A 17,583-nucleotide genomic window follows, 5' to 3' on the forward strand; every position below is an offset into this window, starting at 1 on the left:
GGACCGCCACGGGGGCGCCCCGGGGCGCCCCCGCCGCCCGATCAGACCCCGCCGAGCGCGCGGGCCAGCGCCTCCGCGTCCGTCGTCGGCGCGTCACAGACGAAGTGCCGGCAGACGTACGCGGTCGGCGCGCCGTCCGCCATCGGCCGGCCGGCCAGCAGCGGGAACTCCGCCCCGCCCGGCTCCCCCGCCGCGACGACCGCGCCGGGCGCCCGCCCGAGCAGGGCCGTACGGTGCAGCTCCCCGCCGACCGGGCCGGCGACGGCCACCTCGCGCGGCCCGTCGAGCAGCGCCTCGGCCACCGCGAGCCCCCAGCCGATGAAGCGCGGGGCGCGCGGGCCCAGCGCCCTCACCACGCCCAGCGCCTCCTCGGCGGCGGTGCGGTGCGGCTCGGAGCCGGTGTGCGCGGCGTACGAGAGGAGCGCCCCGGCGGCGGCCGTCCAGCCGGCCGGGGTCGCGCTGTCGGTGGGGTCCTGGGGGCGCCGGATCAGCCGCTCGGCGTCGTCCGCCGTGTCGTACAGCTGGCCGCCCTCGCCCCGGAAGTGCTGGAGCACGATGTCCAGCAGGAAACCGGCGAACTCCAGCCAGGTGCCCTCGCCGGTGACTCCGGCCAGCGCGAGGAAGCCCTCCGCGACGTCCCCGTAGTCCTCCAGGACCCCGGCGTGGTCACCGGCGCGCCCGTCCTTCGACGTCCGTACGAGCCGGGCGACGGGCCCCATGTGCACCCGGACCAGCAGGTCGGCCGCCTCGGTGGCCCGCTCGACCAGGTCGGGCCGGTCGAAGAAGGCGCCCGCCTCGGCGAGCGCGGCGATCGCGAGCCCGTTCCAGGCGGCGACGATCTTGTCGTCGCGCCCCGGACGCGGCCGCTGCTCCCGGGCGGCCAGCAGCCGCTCCCGCACGCCGGCGGCGCGGGGGTCGTCGAGGTCGCCGGCCAGCTGGAGCACCGAGAAGCCCTCCTCGAAGGTGCCCTCGTCGGTCACCCCGAAGTGCTCGGCGGCGAACGCGGCGTCCTCCTCGCCCAGCACCTGGCGCAGCTGCTCCGGCGTCCACACGTAGTACGCGCCCTCGACGTGCCTGCCGTGCGCGTCCTCGCTGTCGGCGTCGAGCGCGGAGGCGAACCCGCCCTCCGGCGTCCGCAGCTCGCGCACCATGAAGTCGGCGGTCTCCAGCGCCACCCGCCGGGCGAGCCCGGACCCGGTGGACCGCCAGAGGTGCGCGTACACGCGGCAGAGCAGCGCGTTGTCGTAGAGCATCTTCTCGAAGTGCGGGACGACCCACTCCCGGTCCACGGCGTACCGGGCGAACCCGCCGCCGAGCTGGTCGTAGATCCCGCCCCGGGCCATCGCCGCGCAGGTGTCGACGGCCATCTGAAGGGCACCGTCAGCGCCGGTCCGGGCGTGGTGGCGCAGCAGGAACTCCAGCGCCATGGACGGCGGGAACTTGGGCGCCCCGCCGAACCCGCCCCGCTTCTCGTCGTAGTCCCGGGTCAGCCCGAGCAGCGCCTGCGCGAGCTCCGCCTCCCCGGGCGGCCCGTCCCCGCCATGGGCGAGGCTGCGCTCGGACAGGTCCCGCACGATCCGCCCGGCCACCTCCCCGACCTCGTCCCGCCGGTCGGTCCAGGCGGCGGTGACCCCTTCGAGCACCTGCCGGAAGGACGGCATCCCGTGCCGCGCCTCGGGCGGGAAGTAGGTCCCGAAGTAGAACGGCTCGGCGTCCGCGGTGAGGAACACGGTCATCGGCCACCCACCCTGCCCGGTGGCCGCCTGCACCGCCTCCATGTACACCGCATCCACATCGGGCCGCTCCTCGCGGTCCACCTTGACGGACACGAAGTGCTCGTTCATGTACGCAGCGGTGTCGTCATCCTCGAAGGATTCGTGCGCCATGACGTGGCACCAGTGGCAACTGGCGTACCCGACACTCAGCAGGACGGGTACGTCGCGGCGCCTGGCCTCCTCGAACGCCTCGGGCGACCACGGCCACCAGTCGACCGGGTTGTCCGCGTGCTGGAGGAGGTACGGGGAGGTGGTCTGCGCAAGTCGGTTGGCCATGGCCCCCATCCTCGCGCACCCTCCCCCACGGGAGCCGCGCGCCACGGGGCGGGGTGCGAACGGCCGGGCAAGACAGACGCGCGGTGCCGGAGCCGGGCACCTGGGTGCCATCGGTCAGTAGCCTGAACCCAGCAGCGCCAAGACTGCCGATGCCCCTCGAAGGAGGTACACCATGAGCGCCGAGATGGTGGCGCCCGCGTGGATGCACACGCAGATCAGCGCGGAACAGTACGACTCCTGGTCCGAGGAGCAGTGCGCCGGCATCGAGATCGTGGACGGGATGGTCGTCGTGAGCCCGAGCGCCTCCAAGCGCCACAACCGGCTGGCCCGCATCCTGGCCAACGCCCTGGACGCCGCCGCGGGCCCGGACTGGAACGCCGACACCGACTTCGACGTCCGCCTGCAGGACGTTCCCCTCACCAACCGCCGCCCTGACGTCATCGTCTACCGGGCGGAGACCATCGACCTCACACCCACCCGCCCCGAGCACGTGCTCCTGGTCGTCGAGGTCGTGTCGCCCGGCTCGGAGACCACGGACCGGATCGTGAAGGTGGACCAGTACGCCAAGGCCGGCATCCCCTTCTACTGGCGGGTCGAACAGGCCGCCACCGGCGTTCCGATCGTCTACACCTACGTCCTCGACCCAGCCACCAGGGCCTACCGGGACGGCGAGGTGTTCACCGGCACCGTGAAGGCCACCGCGCCATTCCCTGTCACGGTCGGTCTTGGGGCCCTGTGAGCAACGGGGAACCGCCCCCGCCCTCGGCGCCTCCGACGCTCTGTGGGCTGAGACATGTCCGCAACCGGGGACCTCTGGGCATCGGCCCCCAGCTCGGCCCGGACCCGTCGTAGGCGGTCCGGAGGGAAGCCGGACAGCTTCAACCAGGTGCCGACCTGTGCGTTCTCGCCGGGGACGAGCCGCATGGGGAGCCACCCCCGCTTCATGCCCGTCACCCTGATGGCGTGGCGTCGTCAGCGGATCACTACGTCGTGGTGATCACTGGCGACGACCCTGCCGTCCTTGACGATCCATACCTCCACGTAATGCCGCCCCCGATACCTGGTGCGCTCATGCACGCCAGTGCTTTCCGGAAACACCCCAGGTCAGAACTGCCTGGGGTGTTAAGTCATTGGCACCAGTGGCAGGGGGGACCGCCTCCGTCGAGACCAGCTGCCCCGCCTTGGCGATGGAGGCCGCTGCCGTCATGTCGGTGCCCTGAACCCGTCGCCGAAGAGTTCCTGCCGGAGCTCGACGCTCTTGTCTGCGGGCAGTGTCGTAGACCTGGACCCGTTCACCGAGCAAGGCGGTCGGGATCACCGGGGGAATGCGGAAGGTGTCCTTGGAATCCCGCAGCACTTCACCAGGCGAGTCACCTCGCGCCGGTTGATCCGCGCGCAGCGGTTCTTCTTCGTCGCCATCGACTGGTAAGTGTTGCCGCGAGAAGACATCGGGCACCGTGTCCGCCATGCCACCCGGCGCGGTTCCGAGCGACAAGCTCACCGAGTTCTGCCACGGTTACGCGGACGTGCTCGTCTCACGGGCGGCACTCGAGAGCGCGTAACGGCCCGGCAGGGAGACACCAATGCTGAACTTCATCGCCATCGTGATCCTGGTGGCCCTCGTCGCACCGGTCGTACTCGTCGGACGGGGAGTGGGCCTCTGGCGCCGAGGAAGCCGCTGGGCCGCCGGCCTCCTGATCTCCGCAGGGGGCTCGATCGTCGTCTACGCGGCCGGACTCCTCTTCGTGAGCTCGGTCGACTTCGCCAAGGGCTGCGGCCACGAAGCCGTCCGCCCGCCCCGGAACGCCGACTGGTTCGAACAGGGCTCCTTCCCGCTGACCGCCACCTGCCACTGGGACGGGGGACGCACCTACAGCTTCGTCCCGGCGTTCGTGAACCCGCTGGTCTACGCGTGCATCGCCTTCACCCTCCTCTGCGCCGTCATGGCCGTCCGAGGCGGTGGCCTGCGGCGGTGTCCTGAAGGGCGGTCAGGCCGTTCGGCGTAGGTGCGACCCGGGCCCGCCGGCGTGTCTACGTGATCGCCGCCCGGGACGCCCTCGCCAGAGCGGTGAACGGGACGGATCGTTCTGAACGCCGACCGTGACGACTCGTCGAAGCTCTGCGGGAAGCGCGTGATCACAGAGGCGGGTGAGCCCCGTCGACCGCTGGGTCCGCGGTTCGCCGCCGTCAGCGATCATCGGCGTGATCAGGGCCGCCGAGACGGTCCCTCCGGCTCAACCCGACAGCATCCCAACGGCGTTCACGGCCGACGGGCCGGGCCTCTCCCTCGCGTGGGCGGGCCGCACCAAGGACACTGGTATCTCGCGACCACCGGAGCCGGAGGGGGACGACGGATGCGGATGCGGGACGGTCACCGGGCCGACGCGGAGCGGCTGTTGGTGCGGGCCGTGGAGGAGGAAGCACGACGCAGCGGCGGGCGGACCGATCCGTCCGTTCTGCTGACCCGGGCGCGGGCCGCCCTCGACACCATCGCGGAGGGCGCGGCGGAGGAGTACGCGGCGTATGTACGGGCGCTCGACGCCTCGGCGGGCGGGCAGCGCTTCAACCGGGAGAGCATGGCGACGCCGCTGCTGGTCACCGGGGTCGCCGCCGCCGCGGCCTTCGGCGCCGACGTGGCGTTCGGCACGGCGTCCGGCCTCGCGCTCGGCGCTGGGGCGGTCGTGGCCGTGGCGGGGGCGACCGCGACGGTCGCCAAGGCCACCGCGTCGCACCGGCCGGCCGACCGGGCGGGGGCCCGTCCGGATCAGTTGCGGCTCCAGTGGCTGGCCGCCCTCGATGTACGGGGCATACGCCCGTTCCTCGACCAGCAGCGGATGCTCGCCGCCACCACCCGCGCCCCGGCGAAGAAGGCCGCGGCCAAGGCGCGCACCCCGTGGCGTGGCGGGGACCGCAGCGCGGCGGCGCGGCGGCGGTCGCTGCTGGAGCAGTCGTTCGGCCATCTCCCGGCCGCCGAGGGGGTGTTCGCGGGGCGGCGGGGCGAGCTGGCCCGTATCGGGCAGTGGGTGCACGCGGCCCGCGCGTCGACCGAGACGAAGCCGACCGTCGTCGTGCTGCACGGCCCGCCGGGCTCCGGGCGCACCACGCTCGCCGTGCGGGCGGCGCACGAGCTGAAGGACCAGTTCAAGGGCGCGTGCGTGGTGGACCTGCGCGGTGCGGCGGAGGGCGAGGCGCCGCTGCCGACCCGGGACGCGCTGCTGCATCTGCTGAACCGGCTGGGCGCGCCCCGCGAGCAGCTGCTGTTCCGGGACAGCGCGTCCGCCGAGCAGCAGGTGCGCCGGCTCGGCGAGCTGTACCACCAGCATCTGACGGGCACGGCGGTGACGATCGTCCTGGACGACGCCCGGGACGCCGAGCAGGTGGCCGCGCTGATCCCGGAGCGCTCCGACAGCCTGGTCCTGGTCACCGCCGGCGAGCCGCTGGACCTGCCGGACTCCCTGCCCGCCTGGGTGCACCGGCTGGAGGTCGGGGCCCTCGGGCCGGGCGGCGCGGAGGAGCTGCTGCGCGGGATCTCGCAGGAGGCCGAGCCGGGTCCGTACGACTATCCGGCGAGCGAGGCGATCACCGAGCTGTGCGGCGGGCTGCCGCTGGCCCTGCGCGTCGCCGGTTCCGCGCTCGGGGCGCGTACGGCGGACGTGCTGGCGGCCGACCTCGCCGCGTACGGTCCGGTGCCGCCCGTGGAGCGCGCCCTGTGGCTGCGGTACACCGACCAGTCCGAGCAGGCCAGGCGACTGCTGCGGCGCCTCGCGCTGGCCGGCCGGGCGAGCCTGGGCGCGGCGGCGGCCGCGGCGCTGCTCGCGTCCGACGAGCAGGAGGCCGGCCGGCTGCTGACGGCCCTGTCCGGGGCCGGGCTGCTCGACCACGTACGCGGCTCCCGCTACCGGCTGCACGACCTGGTGCGCGGCTTCGCCCTGGCCCGGCTGCTGGACGAGGAGGAGCCGGCCGAGCGCGCCGCCGCGCAGGAACGGCTGATCGCGAACTACGCGGAGCTGGCCGGTGCGGTGATCCGGATGGTGGACGGCAAGATGTCGACCCGGGCCGGCCAGTTCGGCTCGCACGGCTTCAGCTCGCTGGACGCGGCCCTGCGCTGGCTGGACGACGAGTCGAGCTTCATCACCTCGGCCCTGCGCCACGCGGAGGGCGTCGACCAGGCGGCGGTGCTCGCGCTGCTCGGCGCGCTGTGCGACTACTGCCTGCTGCGCGGCGACCTCTACCGGCTGGGCGAGATAAGCGAGCTGACGCAGGCGGTCGACCAGGGGCTGCTGGAACGGTCGGTGCGGTGGCGTACGGGCATCGCCGCCCGGCAGCTCGGTGAGCTGGACAGGGCCCGCACCACGCTGTCCTCCGTCGTCGGCCTGTACCGGGAGGCGCAGAACGACGCCGGTACGGCGCTGGCGCTGTGCTCCCTCGGCATCACGCTGCACCACCAGGGCAATCTGACCGAGGCGGCGGCCCGGCTCCGCGAGGCGATGGGGCTCCAGCTCGCCGCCGGGCAGGACGCGGACCGGGCCTGGTCGCTGCACGCGCTGGCCGCCGTCGAACGCGACCGGGGCGGCCTGGCCGAAGCGGTCGCCCTGCTGGACACCGCGCTCACCCTGCACCGCGAGGGCGAGTCGCTGCACGGGGAGGCGTGGACCCGCTTCCAGCTGGGCCAGGTCCGGCTGCGCCTGGGCGACGCGGAGGGGGCGGAGACCGCGCTGCGCGCCGCCCTCGATCTGTACGGGCGGACCCGGGACGAGCGCGGGGTGGCGTGGGCGACGACCCAGCTGGCCCGGGCCCGGCTGCTGGCCGGCGAACCGGGCGCGGCCGTCGAGCGGCTGACCGCCGCCCTGGCCCGCCACCGCGACAACGAGGACGCGCGCGGCGAGGCGTGGACCCTGTACCACCTGGGCCAGGCGCTGGAGGAGACCGGCGACACGGTGGAAGCCGTGCGGCAGCTGGAGCGGGCCCGGACGATGTTCTCGCGGATGCGCGATGTCTACGGTCTGGCGTGCGCCCGGCACCACTCGGGGCGCGTCACCCGCGACCAGCGGGCCGCGCAGACGGGCAACCTGCGCAATTCCGGCTTCGCCCGCCAGCTGCTGGCGGACGCGCGGGCGGACTTCCGGCGCATCGGGGTCGCGCACGGCGAGGCGTGGGCCTGCCTGGACCTCGCGCTGGTCGACGCGGGCAACCAGCGGACGCCCCAGGCCCTCGGGCTGTGCGACGAGGCGGTCGCCCTGTTCGAGTCGTACGGGGACGCGCGCGGCGCGGACTGGGCGCGCTTCCTGCGCTGCACGCTGCTGCCGTACGCCTCGCCGGGCGGCGCCGAGGTGGGCACGGTCGTCGCCCAGCAGGAGCTGGCCGAGCTCCGCGCGGCCGGCCACCCGGCCAGGGACCCCGAGCTGGACCACTGCGCGGACACCTACCGGGTGGTCCTGGACCGGGGCGCGGACCTGGAAACGGGCTGGCAGGCGTGGTCGCTGGACCTGGTCCCGTCGCGGCGGACCCGGGAGATCATGGGCGTGAGCGTCTGACCCCGGCCGGCGACGGGCGGGGCGCGGCCGGGCGCCCCGCCCGTCCTACTTCCGCTTCGCGGACCCGGACACCGGCTCGGCCGTCTCCTTTGACGCCGGCTCGGCCGACTCCTCGAAGTTCACCCGCCCCATGTGCCGGTTCATCGACTTCATGAGCGCCCACACGCCCACGGCGAGCGCCGCGAAGACGATGAAGCCGAGGACCCCGGGGGTCACCTTGTTCTTGTCGAGTTCCTCGGCGAGCGGGACGAGGTTCGTCAGTGCCTGAGTCGCGTACATATCAGGCATTGTCGCGGATGCCCGCGAAGAGGTCGCTCTCGGGGAGGGAGGTATCGACCAGAGACTTCGCCAGCTCGTACTCCTCGGTCGGCCAGACCTCCTGCTGGACGTCCATCGGGACGCGGAACCAGCCGCCGTCCGGGTCGATCTGCGTGGCGTGCGCGATCAGCGCCTTGTCGCGGATCTCGAAGAAGTCCGCGCACGGGATGTGCGTGGTCAGGGTGCGCTCGGGGCGCCCGAACTCCTTCCAGCGCTCCAGCCACTCCCCGTACGGCGACTCCATGCCGCGCGCCAGCAGCGCCTCGTGCAGGGCGACCGTGCGCTGCCGGTTGAAGCCCTGGTTGTAGTAGAGCTTCTGCGGGGTCCAGGCCGGGCCGAACTCCGCCTCGGGGAACTTCTCGGTGTCCGCCGCGCCCTCGAAGGCGATCATCGAGATGGTGTGGGTCATGATGTGGTCGGGGTGCGGGTAGCCCCCGTTCTCGTCGTACGTGGTGATGACCTGCGGCCGGAACGCGCGGATCTTCGCGACGAGGCGGCCGGCCGCGACGGTCTCGTCCTCCAGGGCGAAGCAGCCCTCGGGGAGCGGCGGCAGCGGGTCGCCCTCGGGCAGGCCGGAGTCGACGAAGCCGAGCCACTCCTGCTTGACGCCCAGGATCTCCCGCGCCTCGTCCATCTCCTTGCGGCGCACCTCGTGGATGTTCTCCTCGATGTAGGCGTCGCCCTGGAGTTTCGGGTTGAGGATGGAGCCGCGCTCGCCTCCCGTGCAGGTCACGACCAGCACGTCCACCCCCTCGGACACATACTTGGCCATGGTGGCCGCGCCCTTGCTCGACTCGTCGTCGGGGTGAGCGTGTACGGCCATCAGTCGAAGCTGCTCAGTCAAGACTCGATCCTCAGTCATTGGTCGCCATCAGTGGTGCCGTCCCGCAGGGACGCCGGTCTCGGGGCGGCGGTCGGGTGACGGGTGGGCAACTTCTATAGTGACCGAACCGGGGGGTGGAAAATTCCTCGATCCCCGGCACGGGAGGAACGATCATGACAGCGGTGCGCGAGGCGCTTCCCGAGAACCGCTACGGCCGCTCCGCGGACCAGCGCGCGGACCGCAGGCTCAAGGTCATCGGCGCGGTGCTCGGCGTCGTCCTGCTGGGCGTGGTCGGCTGGATCGGCTACGACTACGTGGGCGGCAAGGGCCTCAGCGCCGAGATGATCAAGTTCAAGGTCACCGCGGACGACCGCGTCGAGGTGCACCTGGAGGTCCGCAAGGGCCGGGACGACAAGGGCTACTGCACCCTCCGCTCGCTGAGCGAGGACGGCACGGAGGTCGCCCGCAAGGACTTCCGTTTCGATGACGCCAGCGGCCGGATCGACAAGATCCTGACCCTGCGGACGACCTCCCGGGCGACCGCCGTCGAGCTGCTGGGCTGCACGGAGGACGGCGGGGCGTCGAGTTGACCGCAGCGCGCCCGTCGTAACCCCATTTAACCGGCTCTGACCTGCGGTTTCCATGGTCGGGTCTTTTACCTTCTCCCCCTTTTCCCGGTGAATTGTTAGGCTCGTGGTTTCGCCCACCCGTAGCAGCGCATGCTTGCGGGTAGGGCGTTGCTTTGTATTCCCAGTACCGACGAGGAGCACCCTGTGACCCAGACCAGCGATAACGTCACCTGGCTCACGCAGGAGGCGTACAACCAGCTCAAGGCCGAGCTGGAGTACCTGTCTGGTCCCGCGCGCACGGAGATCGCCGTCAAGATCGCGGCGGCCCGTGAGGAGGGCGACCTGCGCGAGAACGGCGGGTACCACGCGGCCAAGGAGGAGCAGGGCAAGATGGAGCTCCGGGTGCGCCAGCTGACCCAGCTCCTCGAGCACGCGAAGGTCGGCGAGGCGCCGGCCGACGACGGCGTGGTCGAGCCCGGCATGGTCGTGACGATCGCCTTCGACGGCGACGAGGACGACACCATGACCTTCCTTCTGGCCTCCCGTGAGTACGCGAGCGCGGACATCGAGACGTACTCGCCGCAGTCGCCGCTCGGCGTGGGCGTGAACGGCAAGAAGACCGGTGACGACGCCGACTACGAGCTGCCGAACGGCAAGACCGCCACGGTGAAGATCCTTTCGGCGAAGCCGTACACCGGCTGACCCGTCGAGCACGGCGAGGAGCCCCGGCCGCATCGCGCGGCCGGGGCTCTTCCGTGTCGGGCTCTTCCGTGTCCCGGGTTCTTCCGTGTCCGGGACCGCTCAGTGGGAGACCGAGCGGTACTTGCGTACGGCCAGGGTCCGGAAGACCACGATGATCAGCACGGACCAGATCAGCGAAGCCCAGACGGGGTGCTCCATCGGCCAGGCGCCGGTCACCGACTTCGGGACGCCCTCGATGGTGTTGCCGAACAGTTCGCGGGCCGCCGCCACCGTCGCGCTGAACGGGTTCCACTCGGCGACGTACTGGAGGAACGCCGGCATGCCGTTGACCGGTACGAAGGCGTTGGAGATGAACGTCAGCGGGAAGAGCCAGATCAGGCCGCCCGAGGTGGCCGCCTCCGGGGTGCGGACGGAGAGGCCGATCAGCGCGCCGATCCAGGTGAACGCGTAGCCGAGCAGCAGGAGCAGGGCGAAGCCGCCGATGACCTTGCCGATGTTCTCGTGGGTGCGCCAGCCGACGAGCAGCGCGACGCCCGCGAGGACGACGAGCGTGACGGCGGTCTGCACCAGGTCGGCCAGCGTCCGCCCGGTCAGCACCGCGCCCCGCGCCATCGGCAGCGACCGGAACCGGTCGATGAGGCCCTTGTGCATGTCCTCCGCGATGCCCGCGCCGGCGCCCGCGGTGGCGAAGGTCACGGTCTGCGCGAAGATGCCCGCCATCAGGAATTCCTTGTAGGCACCGGCGCTGACGCCCGCGCCCGGGATGGCGATCGAGCCGCCGAAGACGTACGTGAAGAGGACCACGAACATGACCGGCTGGATGATCCCGAACAGGATCATCTCGGGAATCCGGGTCATGCGGATGAGGTTGCGCTTGCCGATGACCAGTGAGTCGCGGACCGACTGGCCGATGCCGCCGCCAGGGCGGGGGGCTCCCGCGCGGGCGGTGTCGCTGAGGGCGCTCATTTCTCCGTCTCCGATCCGGGGGTTCCCGCCTCGTCCTTCTCCTGCTCCTGTTCGGCCGCGTGGCCGGTGAGGGAGATGAACACGTCGTCCAGCGTGGGGCGGCGCAGTCCGATGTCGTCGATCTCCACGCCCTGGGCGTCCAGGTCGCGGATGACCTCGGCCAGGAGCTTGGCGCCGCCGTCGACCGGGACCGTCAGCTTGCGCATGTTCGGCAGGACGGCGGTCTCCCCCTTGGCGAGCCGGCTGAGGACGGCGCGGGCCGGCTCGATCTGCTCGGGGTCGTGTACGACGACCTCGACGCGTTCGCCGCCGATGCGGGCCTTGAGCTGGTCGGAGGTGCCGCGTGCGATGACGCGTCCGTGGTCGATCACGCAGATGTCGTGGGCGAGGTGGTCGGCCTCCTCCAGGTACTGCGTGGTCAGCAGCAGGGTCGTGCCGCCGGCGACCAGTTCCTCGATGACCTCCCAGAGCTGCTGGCGGTTGCGCGGGTCGAGCCCGGTCGTCGGCTCGTCCATGAACATGACCGGCGGCGAGACGACGAGCGCCGCTGCCAGGTCGAGGCGGCGGCGCATGCCTCCGGAGTAGGTCTTGGCGGGGCGGTCCGCCGCGTCGGCCAGGTTGAAGCGGTCGAGCAGCTCGCCCGCCCGGGCCTTCGCCGCGCGTGTGCTCATCTGGTAGAGCTGGCCGACCATGCGGAGGTTCTCGCGGCCGGTCAGGTATTCGTCGACGGCGGCGAACTGGCCGGAGAGCCCGATCGAGCGCCGCACCTCGTTGGGATGCTTCAGGACGTCGATCCCCGCCACGAAGGCGCTGCCGCTGTCCGGCCTGAGCAGCGTCGTCAGGACCCGGACGGCGGTCGTCTTGCCGGCCCCGTTGGGGCCGAGGAGTCCGAGCACGGTGCCTTCCGGCACGTCGAGGTCGACGCCGCCGAGTGCTCGTACATCACCGAAGGTCTTGACGAGCCCTTCGGCGTAGATGGCGCCTGGCATATGGGATTCCCCCAGTGCGTTCGAGTGGCTACCTCTGAGGTCCAGATCCTAGGGACGCCGGGGGCCCGATGCCCGACGAACACACAAGTGGGGGCATACGTGTCAGCCCATCACCAGATACCCCGCGTCCCGCAGCGCGGCCTTCACGTCGTCGCAGTGCTCGGGCCCCTTCGTCTCCAGGTGGAGCTCCACCTCCGCCTCGGTGAGGCCGAGCCGGGGGTCGGTACGGGCATGGCTGACGTCCAGGACGTTGGCGTCGGCGACCGACAGGACGCCGAGCATCGCGGCCAGCGCGCCGGGCCGGTCGGTGAGCCGCAGCCGCAGGCTGAGGTAGCGGCCGGCCGCCGCCATGCCGTGGGTGAGGATGCGCTGCATGAGCAGCGGGTCCACGTTGCCGCCGGAGAGCAGCGCCACCACCGGGCCGTGGAACGCCTTCGGGTCGCTGAGGAGCGCGGCCACCGGGCTCGCCCCGGCGGGTTCGACCACCATCTTGGCCCGCTCCAGGCAGAGCAGCAGGGCGCTGGACAGCTCGTCCTCGGAGACCGTACGCACCTCGTCCACCAGGTCCCTGACCAGGGCGAACGGCACGTCGCCGGGGCGTCCGACCTTGATGCCGTCCGCCATGGTCTGGAGCATGCCGATGGAGACGGGGCGGTCGGCCGCCAGGGACGGCGGGTAGCACGCGGCACCGGCCGCCTGCACACCGACGACGCGCACGTCGGGCCGGACGGCCTTGACCGCGACCGCGATGCCGGCCGCGAGCCCGCCGCCGCCCATGCCGACGACGATCGTCCGGACCTCGGGGCACTGCTCCAGGATCTCCAGGCCGACCGTGCCCTGTCCGGCGATGATGTCGGCGTGGTCGAAGGGGTGGATGAACACCGCGCCGGTCTCGCGCGCGTACTCCTGCGCGGCGGCCAGGGTCTCGTCCACGACGGTGCCGTGCAGCCGCACCCGGGCCCCGTACTCCCGGGTGGCGGCGACCTTCGGCAGCGGTGCCCCGACGGGCATGAAGACCGTGGAGCGTACGCCGAGGAGCGCAGACGCGAGGGCGACACCCTGCGCATGGTTTCCGGCGCTCGCGGCCACGACGCCCGCGGCGCGTTCGACCGGGGTGAGTCCCGAGATGCGTACGTAGGCGCCCCGCAGTTTGAACGAGCCGGTCCGCTGGAGGTTCTCGCACTTGAAGAGGACGGGGGCGCCCACCAGGCCCGAGAGATGGCGGCTTCCTTCGAGCGGGGTGACCTTGGCGACCCCGGAGAGCATCTTCTGCGCCCCCCGCACGTCGTCGAGGATCACGGAGGGAAAGCTGCCGGGCGACGGGAAGTTCATCCCACAAGTCTCGCAGCTCGCACGGGCCCCGGCCGCCGCAGGCCGGGCCGTCCTGCGCCGATGTCCGCAGGTTTGTGCAGCGCTGGTACGCGTTGCCCCGGGGCCGCGTACTCTGTCCCCCACCCATCCGACACCGCACGAAGAGAGCCCCCGGCCATGCCCCCTCAGGACATGACGACTGCCTCGCCTCCTTCCGGGGGCGCTGCCCCGGAAAACCCGGGTCCCGACCACGTTCTCGACACCCTCCAGCATCAGGTGGCCGTATTCGCCCGCCGGGCCGAGCAAACCCGCCTCGGGGGTGTGGGCCAGGTCCGCAACTCCATGGACCGGGCGGCGTATCTGCTGCTGAACCGGCTGGACCTGGAGGGGCCGATGGGCGTCAAGGCGCTGGCCGCCGGGATGGGGATCGACTCGTCCACGGTGACCCGGCAGGTCGCCCCGCTGGTGGACACCGGCTTCGTGAAGCGGACCTCGCACCCGGAGGACGGCCGGGCGGTCGTGCTCCAGCTGTCGCCGCGCGGCCAGGCCCGGCTGGACGAGGTCCGGGAGTCTCGGCGGGAGTTGATGTCGCAGGTGACGGACGGGTGGACCGAGGAGGAGCGGCACACCTTCTGCGCGCTGCTCACCCGGTTCAACGCGGCGCTCGCGGCCCGGCAGGCGGCGCACCAGACGGCCTCCGCCAACTGAACACCCGGTGGTTTCCGGGGGGTTGACCTGAGGGCCGCGGCGCGTTCGGATTGACGTGTGCGAGAGCGTCATGCGGGCCCGCTGCGGGGCCGCGCCCAGGACTTCGAGTCCTTCGTCGCGGGCGCGGCGGGCCGTCTGCTGCACACGGCCGCGCTGCTCACCGCCGAACCGGCGGACGGGCCCGGCGCCGGCCCGCACGCGCGGCGGCTGCTCACGGCCTCGCTGGCCCGGACGTTCGCCGACTGGGAGCGGCTGCGGGACGAGGACCCGTACGACCGCACCCGGCAGGAGCTGGCGGCCCGGTTCGCCCGCGAGGCGTGGCGCCACCACCGGCCGCGCGGCGGCCTGCTGTCCCGGCTGACCCCGCAGGAACGCCTCGTCCTGGTGCTGCGGCTGTACGAAGAGGTCCCGGAGGAGCAGACGGCGGCCCTGCTCGGGCTGCCCGAGGACCGGGTGCGCGCGGTCTGCAACCGGTCGGTGGCCACGATGCGCGGCACCAGGACCCCGACCGCGCGCCGGGGCCCGGCGCGCCTCCTCGGGGCCGCCCCGTGAGCGGCACCGGGCGCCGCGAGGACGAGGTGCGCCGGATGCTGGAGGGCCCGCATCCGCAGGTGCCCGCCGATCTCGCGGCGTCGGCGGCGGAGCGGGGGGCCCGGCTGCTGCGGCGCCGACGGGCGCTGCGCCGGCTCTGGGTGCTGGCGCTGGTCGCGGCGGTGGCGGTGTTCGCGGTGTGGGCGCTGACGGCCCGGCCGTGGGAGGAGCCTCCGGGGACGACCCCGCCGGTGGAAACCTGGTGAGGGGGCCGGCACGCCGGCCGAGTCCTGATCCCGGGGGCTTGGCGCACCCGGCCCCGCCCTGGCGCCGGGGGTCGGGCGCACCGACCCACCCTCACGCCGGGGACCGGGCACACCGACCCCGCCCTGGCGCGGGGAGCCGGCACACCCGACCCATCCTGGCGCGGGGAACCGGGCTCACCGACCCCGCCCTGGCGCAGGGAACCGGGCGCACCGGCGCTGTCCCGACGCCGGGGGCCGGGCGCACCGGCCCTATCCCGATGCCGGGGGGGCCGGACACACCGACCCCGCACCGGCGCGGGGAACCGGGCACCCGACCCCACCCCGGTGCGGGAAGCCGGCGCACCCGACCCCACCCTGACGCCGGGGAACCGGGCTCACCCGACCCCGCCCCGGCGCGGGGAGCCGGCGCACCCGACCCCACCCTGACGCCCGGGAGCCGGGGCACCCGGCCCCGCGCGTCTCAGCCCAGCGCCTGCGTCAGGTCCGCCAGCAGGTCGTCCGCGTTCTCGATGCCGACGGAGAGGCGGACCAGGTCGGCCGGGACCTCCAGCGGGGAGCCGGCCGCCGAGGCGTGCGTCATGCGGCCGGGGTGTTCGAGCAGCGATTCGACGCCGCCCAGGGACTCGCCCAGGGTGAACAGCTCCGCCCGGTTGCAGACCTCGACCGCCGCCTCCTCGCCGCCCTCGACGCGGAAGGACACCATGCCGCCGAAGGCCCGCATCTGCTTGGCGGCGACCTCGTGGCCCCGGTGCCCGGGCAGGCCCGGGTAGAGGACCTGGGTGACCTTGGGGTGCCGGGTCAGCAGCTCGGCGACCTTGGTGGCGTTCTCGCTGTGGCGGTCCATGCGGACGGCGAGCGTCTTGATGCCGCGCAGCACCAGCCAGGCGTCGAACGGGCCGGCCACCGCGCCCATCGCGTTCTGGTGGAAGACCAGTTCGTCCGCGAGGTCCGGGTCGTCGACGATCAGCGCGCCGCCGACGACGTCCGAGTGGCCGCCCATGTACTTGGTGGTGGAGTGCACCACGACGTCCGCGCCGAGCGCCAGCGGCTGCTGGAGGTAGGGGCTCGCGAAGGTGTTGTCCACGACGAGGCGGACCCCGGCGGTGCGGGCGACCTGGGCGACGGCGGCGATGTCGGTGACGCCGAGCAGCGGGTTGGACGGGGTCTCCACCCAGACCGCCTTGGTGCGCGGGGTGATCGCCGCCCGCACCGCCGCCACGTCCGAGGTGTCGGCCACGGAGAACTCCACCCCCCAGCGCGAGGCCACCTTCGCGAACAGCCGGAACGTGCCGCCGTAGGCGTCGTTCGGGATGACCACGTGGTCGCCGGGGGTCAGCAGCGTACGGAGCAGGCAGTCCTCCGCGGCGAGGCCGGAGGCGAAGGCGAGCCCGCGCCGGCCGCCCTCCAGGGCCGCGAGGTTCTCCTCCAGGGCGGTGCGGGTCGGGTTGGCGCTGCGGCTGTACTCGTAGCCGCCGCGCAGCCCGCCGACGCCGTCCTGCTTGTACGTGGACACCTGGTAGATGGGCGGGACCACGGCGCCGGTCAGGGGGTCGGCGGTGTTCCCCGCGTGGATCGCGCGGGTTTCGAAGCTGTGCTGGTCGCTCATGGGCCGAGCGTAGTTCGTCACGAGGGGGCTCACGGGTCACATGGCCGTCCGGTGACAATGGGGGCATGGAGATTCTGTGGTTCCTGCTCGCGCTGTGCCTGCTGACCGCCGCACTCGGCCCGTACGTGCTGCGCCGGCGCGGCGGCGGCATCCGGCTGGCCGCGCCCGGCTCCCCCGACGCCGCCGACCCGCAGGACTACGGCTTCGTACGCCAGGAGGAGCTGGACGTCCGGACGCCGGGGCCCGACCAGGACCTGCTGGACGTGCTGGAGGTCGTGCAGCACACGCAGGAGTGGCGGGCCGCGTCCCAGCTGCTGGCCGGGACGCCGAAGGAGGGTGAGCTGCGCTGGCAGCGGGTACAGGCGTTCGCCGGGGCGGCCTCGCTGGAGCTGCTGCGACAGCCGGGCGTCGGCGGGGCGTGGCTGCGCAAGTGGCGCGCGGAGGCGCCGAAGGACGCGGGCGCGGCGGCGGTGCACGCGGAGTTCCTGGTGCAGCAGGCGTGGCGTTCGTCCACGGCGGGTACGGACGACTTCCGGATCATCCTGGAGGAGGCCCGTACGGTGACCGGGGAGGCCGCGCTGCTGGCCCCGGGCGACCCCGTGCCGTACATCGTGGAGCTGGCGGTCGCGCGCGGACTGGGTTATTCCGGCGAGGAGTTCGACCGGCTGTGGGCGAAGATCATCGACCGGGCGCCCGCGCACATGGGCGCGCACATCGCGGCGCTGCACTTCTGGAGCGAGCGGTGGCACGGCTCGCGCGAGGAGGCCGACCGCTTCGCGACGGCCGCCGCCGCCCGCGCCCCGCAGGGCTCGCTGCTGGCCGGGCTGCCGCTGTTCGCGGTGTACGAGCATCTGCCCGAGGTCAATCTGGTGCGCGGCTTCTACGAGAGCCAGGTGGTGACCCGGGCCGTGGAGGGCGCGATGTTCGCGGTGCACGCGGCGCGCGGCGACGACCCGATGCTGCCGCACGTGCGGCACCTGCTGGTGCTGTTCCTGGTGCGGATGGAGCGCTGGGCGGAGGCGGTGCACCAGCTGGTGCGCGTCGACGGGTACGTGGGCGCGCTGCCGTGGACGGCGAGCGAGGACCCGGCCGCCGAGTACGCGGTGTACCGGGCGCTGGCGGTCGCGGGGTACGAGGCGAACGGCGGCAGCCCGGCGTCGCTGCCTCGCTGAGCCCTCGCGAGGAATCCGCGGGGTTCCCGGAACGTTG

The 17,583-nt window shown here is 73.0% G+C and carries 18 protein-coding genes; 9 read left to right on the plus strand and 9 right to left on the minus strand.

Annotated elements, in window-relative coordinates; all coding sequences use genetic code 11:
- Window positions 1–41 precede the first annotated feature (41 nt).
- Window positions 42–2,051, minus strand: a complete 2,010-nt coding sequence (locus FKN01_RS09910) for a thioredoxin domain-containing protein (RefSeq protein WP_143618630.1) — start codon at window positions 2,049–2,051, stop codon at window positions 42–44.
- A 172-nt stretch (window positions 2,052–2,223) separates the two neighbouring features.
- Here FKN01_RS09910 and FKN01_RS09915 point away from each other — a divergent pair, with 172 nt between their 5' ends.
- A complete protein-coding gene (locus FKN01_RS09915) occupies window positions 2,224–2,790 on the plus strand; it encodes a Uma2 family endonuclease (RefSeq protein WP_143618632.1) in 567 nt (188 codons plus the stop codon).
- A 233-nt stretch (window positions 2,791–3,023) separates the two neighbouring features.
- On the opposite strand, the gene FKN01_RS33700 is transcribed toward FKN01_RS09915, so the two are convergent.
- Together FKN01_RS33700 and FKN01_RS09920 are read right to left on the minus strand one after the other, a co-directional pair.
- Window positions 3,024–3,149, minus strand: coding sequence for a nucleotide-binding domain-containing protein (locus tag FKN01_RS33700; protein WP_398931720.1), 126 nt, complete (start codon window positions 3,147–3,149; stop codon window positions 3,024–3,026).
- Window positions 3,121–3,519, minus strand: coding sequence for a hypothetical protein (locus FKN01_RS09920; protein ID WP_143618634.1), 399 nt, complete (start codon window positions 3,517–3,519; stop codon window positions 3,121–3,123). The genes FKN01_RS33700 and FKN01_RS09920 overlap by 29 nt, the downstream gene beginning before the upstream one ends.
- 115 nt (window positions 3,520–3,634) lie before the next feature.
- Here FKN01_RS09920 and FKN01_RS09925 point away from each other — a divergent pair, with 115 nt between their 5' ends.
- Both FKN01_RS09925 and FKN01_RS09930 read left to right on the plus strand, forming a co-directional pair.
- On the plus strand, window positions 3,635–4,057 hold the full coding sequence (locus FKN01_RS09925; RefSeq protein WP_143618636.1) for a hypothetical protein: 423 nt from the start codon (window positions 3,635–3,637) through the stop codon (window positions 4,055–4,057).
- Between the two features lie 348 nt (window positions 4,058–4,405).
- Window positions 4,406–7,585 carry a tetratricopeptide repeat protein gene (locus FKN01_RS09930; RefSeq protein WP_143618639.1) on the plus strand — a complete coding sequence of 1,060 codons (3,180 nt, stop codon included), beginning with the start codon at window positions 4,406–4,408 and terminating at the stop codon, window positions 7,583–7,585.
- Between the two features lie 45 nt (window positions 7,586–7,630).
- On the opposite strand, the gene FKN01_RS09935 is transcribed toward FKN01_RS09930, so the two are convergent.
- Window positions 7,631–7,864, minus strand: a complete 234-nt coding sequence (locus FKN01_RS09935) for a hypothetical protein (protein ID WP_143618641.1) — start codon at window positions 7,862–7,864, stop codon at window positions 7,631–7,633.
- A 1-nt stretch (window position 7,865) separates the two neighbouring features.
- Entirely contained in the window at window positions 7,866–8,747 is an 882-nt protein-coding gene (gene mca / locus FKN01_RS09940; protein ID WP_143618643.1) for a mycothiol conjugate amidase Mca, read from the minus strand.
- Window positions 8,748–8,899: 152 nt separating this feature from the next.
- Here mca and FKN01_RS09945 point away from each other — a divergent pair, with 152 nt between their 5' ends.
- Window positions 8,900–9,316: a DUF4307 domain-containing protein gene (locus FKN01_RS09945; RefSeq protein WP_143618645.1), complete on the plus strand. Its 417-nt coding sequence runs from the start codon at window positions 8,900–8,902 to the stop codon at window positions 9,314–9,316.
- A gap of 183 nt (window positions 9,317–9,499) precedes the next feature.
- Window positions 9,500–9,997 carry a transcription elongation factor GreA gene (greA, locus tag FKN01_RS09950; RefSeq protein ID WP_143618647.1) on the plus strand — a complete coding sequence of 166 codons (498 nt, stop codon included), beginning with the start codon at window positions 9,500–9,502 and terminating at the stop codon, window positions 9,995–9,997.
- A gap of 99 nt (window positions 9,998–10,096) precedes the next feature.
- On the opposite strand, the gene FKN01_RS09955 is transcribed toward greA, so the two are convergent.
- The 3 genes from FKN01_RS09955 to ilvA form a co-directional block, all read right to left on the minus strand.
- The gene (locus tag FKN01_RS09955) at window positions 10,097–10,963 is read right to left on the minus strand and encodes an ABC transporter permease (RefSeq protein ID WP_143618649.1); all 867 of its coding nucleotides are present in this window, start codon (window positions 10,961–10,963) and stop codon (window positions 10,097–10,099) included.
- Window positions 10,960–11,952 carry an ATP-binding cassette domain-containing protein gene (locus tag FKN01_RS09960; protein ID WP_143618651.1) on the minus strand — a complete coding sequence of 331 codons (993 nt, stop codon included), beginning with the start codon at window positions 11,950–11,952 and terminating at the stop codon, window positions 10,960–10,962. The genes FKN01_RS09955 and FKN01_RS09960 overlap by 4 nt, the downstream gene beginning before the upstream one ends.
- A 102-nt stretch (window positions 11,953–12,054) precedes the next feature.
- Entirely contained in the window at window positions 12,055–13,284 is a 1,230-nt protein-coding gene (gene ilvA, locus FKN01_RS09965) for a threonine ammonia-lyase (protein WP_143618653.1), read from the minus strand.
- Window positions 13,285–13,440: 156 nt separating this feature from the next.
- On the opposite strand from ilvA, the gene FKN01_RS09970 reads away from it, so the two are divergent.
- The 3 genes from FKN01_RS09970 to FKN01_RS09980 are packed head-to-tail and all read left to right on the plus strand — an operon-like array spanning window position 13,441 to window position 14,768.
- Window positions 13,441–13,971, plus strand: a complete 531-nt coding sequence (locus FKN01_RS09970) for a MarR family winged helix-turn-helix transcriptional regulator (protein ID WP_143618655.1) — start codon at window positions 13,441–13,443, stop codon at window positions 13,969–13,971.
- Window positions 13,972–14,028: 57 nt separating this feature from the next.
- A complete protein-coding gene (locus FKN01_RS09975) occupies window positions 14,029–14,523 on the plus strand; it encodes a sigma factor-like helix-turn-helix DNA-binding protein (protein WP_143618657.1) in 495 nt (164 codons plus the stop codon).
- A complete protein-coding gene (locus FKN01_RS09980; RefSeq protein ID WP_143618659.1) occupies window positions 14,520–14,768 on the plus strand; it encodes a hypothetical protein in 249 nt (82 codons plus the stop codon). Before FKN01_RS09975 ends, FKN01_RS09980 begins: the two co-directional genes overlap by 4 nt.
- Window positions 14,769–15,228: 460 nt before the next feature.
- On the opposite strand, the gene FKN01_RS09985 is transcribed toward FKN01_RS09980, so the two are convergent.
- Window positions 15,229–16,374, minus strand: coding sequence for a cystathionine gamma-synthase (locus FKN01_RS09985; RefSeq protein WP_143618661.1), 1,146 nt, complete (start codon window positions 16,372–16,374; stop codon window positions 15,229–15,231).
- A gap of 65 nt (window positions 16,375–16,439) precedes the next feature.
- On the opposite strand from FKN01_RS09985, the gene FKN01_RS09990 reads away from it, so the two are divergent.
- Entirely contained in the window at window positions 16,440–17,546 is a 1,107-nt protein-coding gene (locus FKN01_RS09990; RefSeq protein WP_143618663.1) for a hypothetical protein, read from the plus strand.
- Window positions 17,547–17,583: the final 37 nt, after the last annotated feature.

Source organism: Streptomyces sp. 130 (genome assembly GCF_007096885.1).
Taxonomy (GTDB): domain Bacteria; phylum Actinomycetota; class Actinomycetes; order Streptomycetales; family Streptomycetaceae; genus Streptomyces.

Bases quoted from the DNA above. Each gene is read 5' to 3' on its own strand.
- FKN01_RS09935 (WP_143618641.1), bottom strand. From the start codon at position 7,864: ATGTACGCGACTCAGGCACTGACGAACCTCGTCCCGCTCGCCGAGGAA.
- FKN01_RS09920 (WP_143618634.1), bottom strand. From the start codon at position 3,519: ATGGCGGACACGGTGCCCGATGTCTTCTCGCGGCAACACTTACCAGTC.
- FKN01_RS09915 (WP_143618632.1), top strand. From the start codon at position 2,224: ATGAGCGCCGAGATGGTGGCGCCCGCGTGGATGCACACGCAGATCAGC.
- FKN01_RS09970 (WP_143618655.1), top strand. From the start codon at position 13,441: ATGCCCCCTCAGGACATGACGACTGCCTCGCCTCCTTCCGGGGGCGCT.
- FKN01_RS09925 (WP_143618636.1), top strand. From the start codon at position 3,635: ATGCTGAACTTCATCGCCATCGTGATCCTGGTGGCCCTCGTCGCACCG.
- FKN01_RS09955 (WP_143618649.1), bottom strand. From the start codon at position 10,963: ATGAGCGCCCTCAGCGACACCGCCCGCGCGGGAGCCCCCCGCCCTGGC.
- FKN01_RS09990 (WP_143618663.1), top strand. From the start codon at position 16,440: ATGGAGATTCTGTGGTTCCTGCTCGCGCTGTGCCTGCTGACCGCCGCA.
- FKN01_RS09945 (WP_143618645.1), top strand. From the start codon at position 8,900: ATGACAGCGGTGCGCGAGGCGCTTCCCGAGAACCGCTACGGCCGCTCC.
- FKN01_RS09985 (WP_143618661.1), bottom strand. From the start codon at position 16,374: ATGAGCGACCAGCACAGCTTCGAAACCCGCGCGATCCACGCGGGGAAC.
- ilvA (WP_143618653.1), bottom strand. From the start codon at position 13,284: ATGAACTTCCCGTCGCCCGGCAGCTTTCCCTCCGTGATCCTCGACGAC.
- FKN01_RS09930 (WP_143618639.1), top strand. From the start codon at position 4,406: ATGCGGATGCGGGACGGTCACCGGGCCGACGCGGAGCGGCTGTTGGTG.
- FKN01_RS09960 (WP_143618651.1), bottom strand. From the start codon at position 11,952: ATGCCAGGCGCCATCTACGCCGAAGGGCTCGTCAAGACCTTCGGTGAT.
- FKN01_RS09910 (WP_143618630.1), bottom strand. From the start codon at position 2,051: ATGGCCAACCGACTTGCGCAGACCACCTCCCCGTACCTCCTCCAGCAC.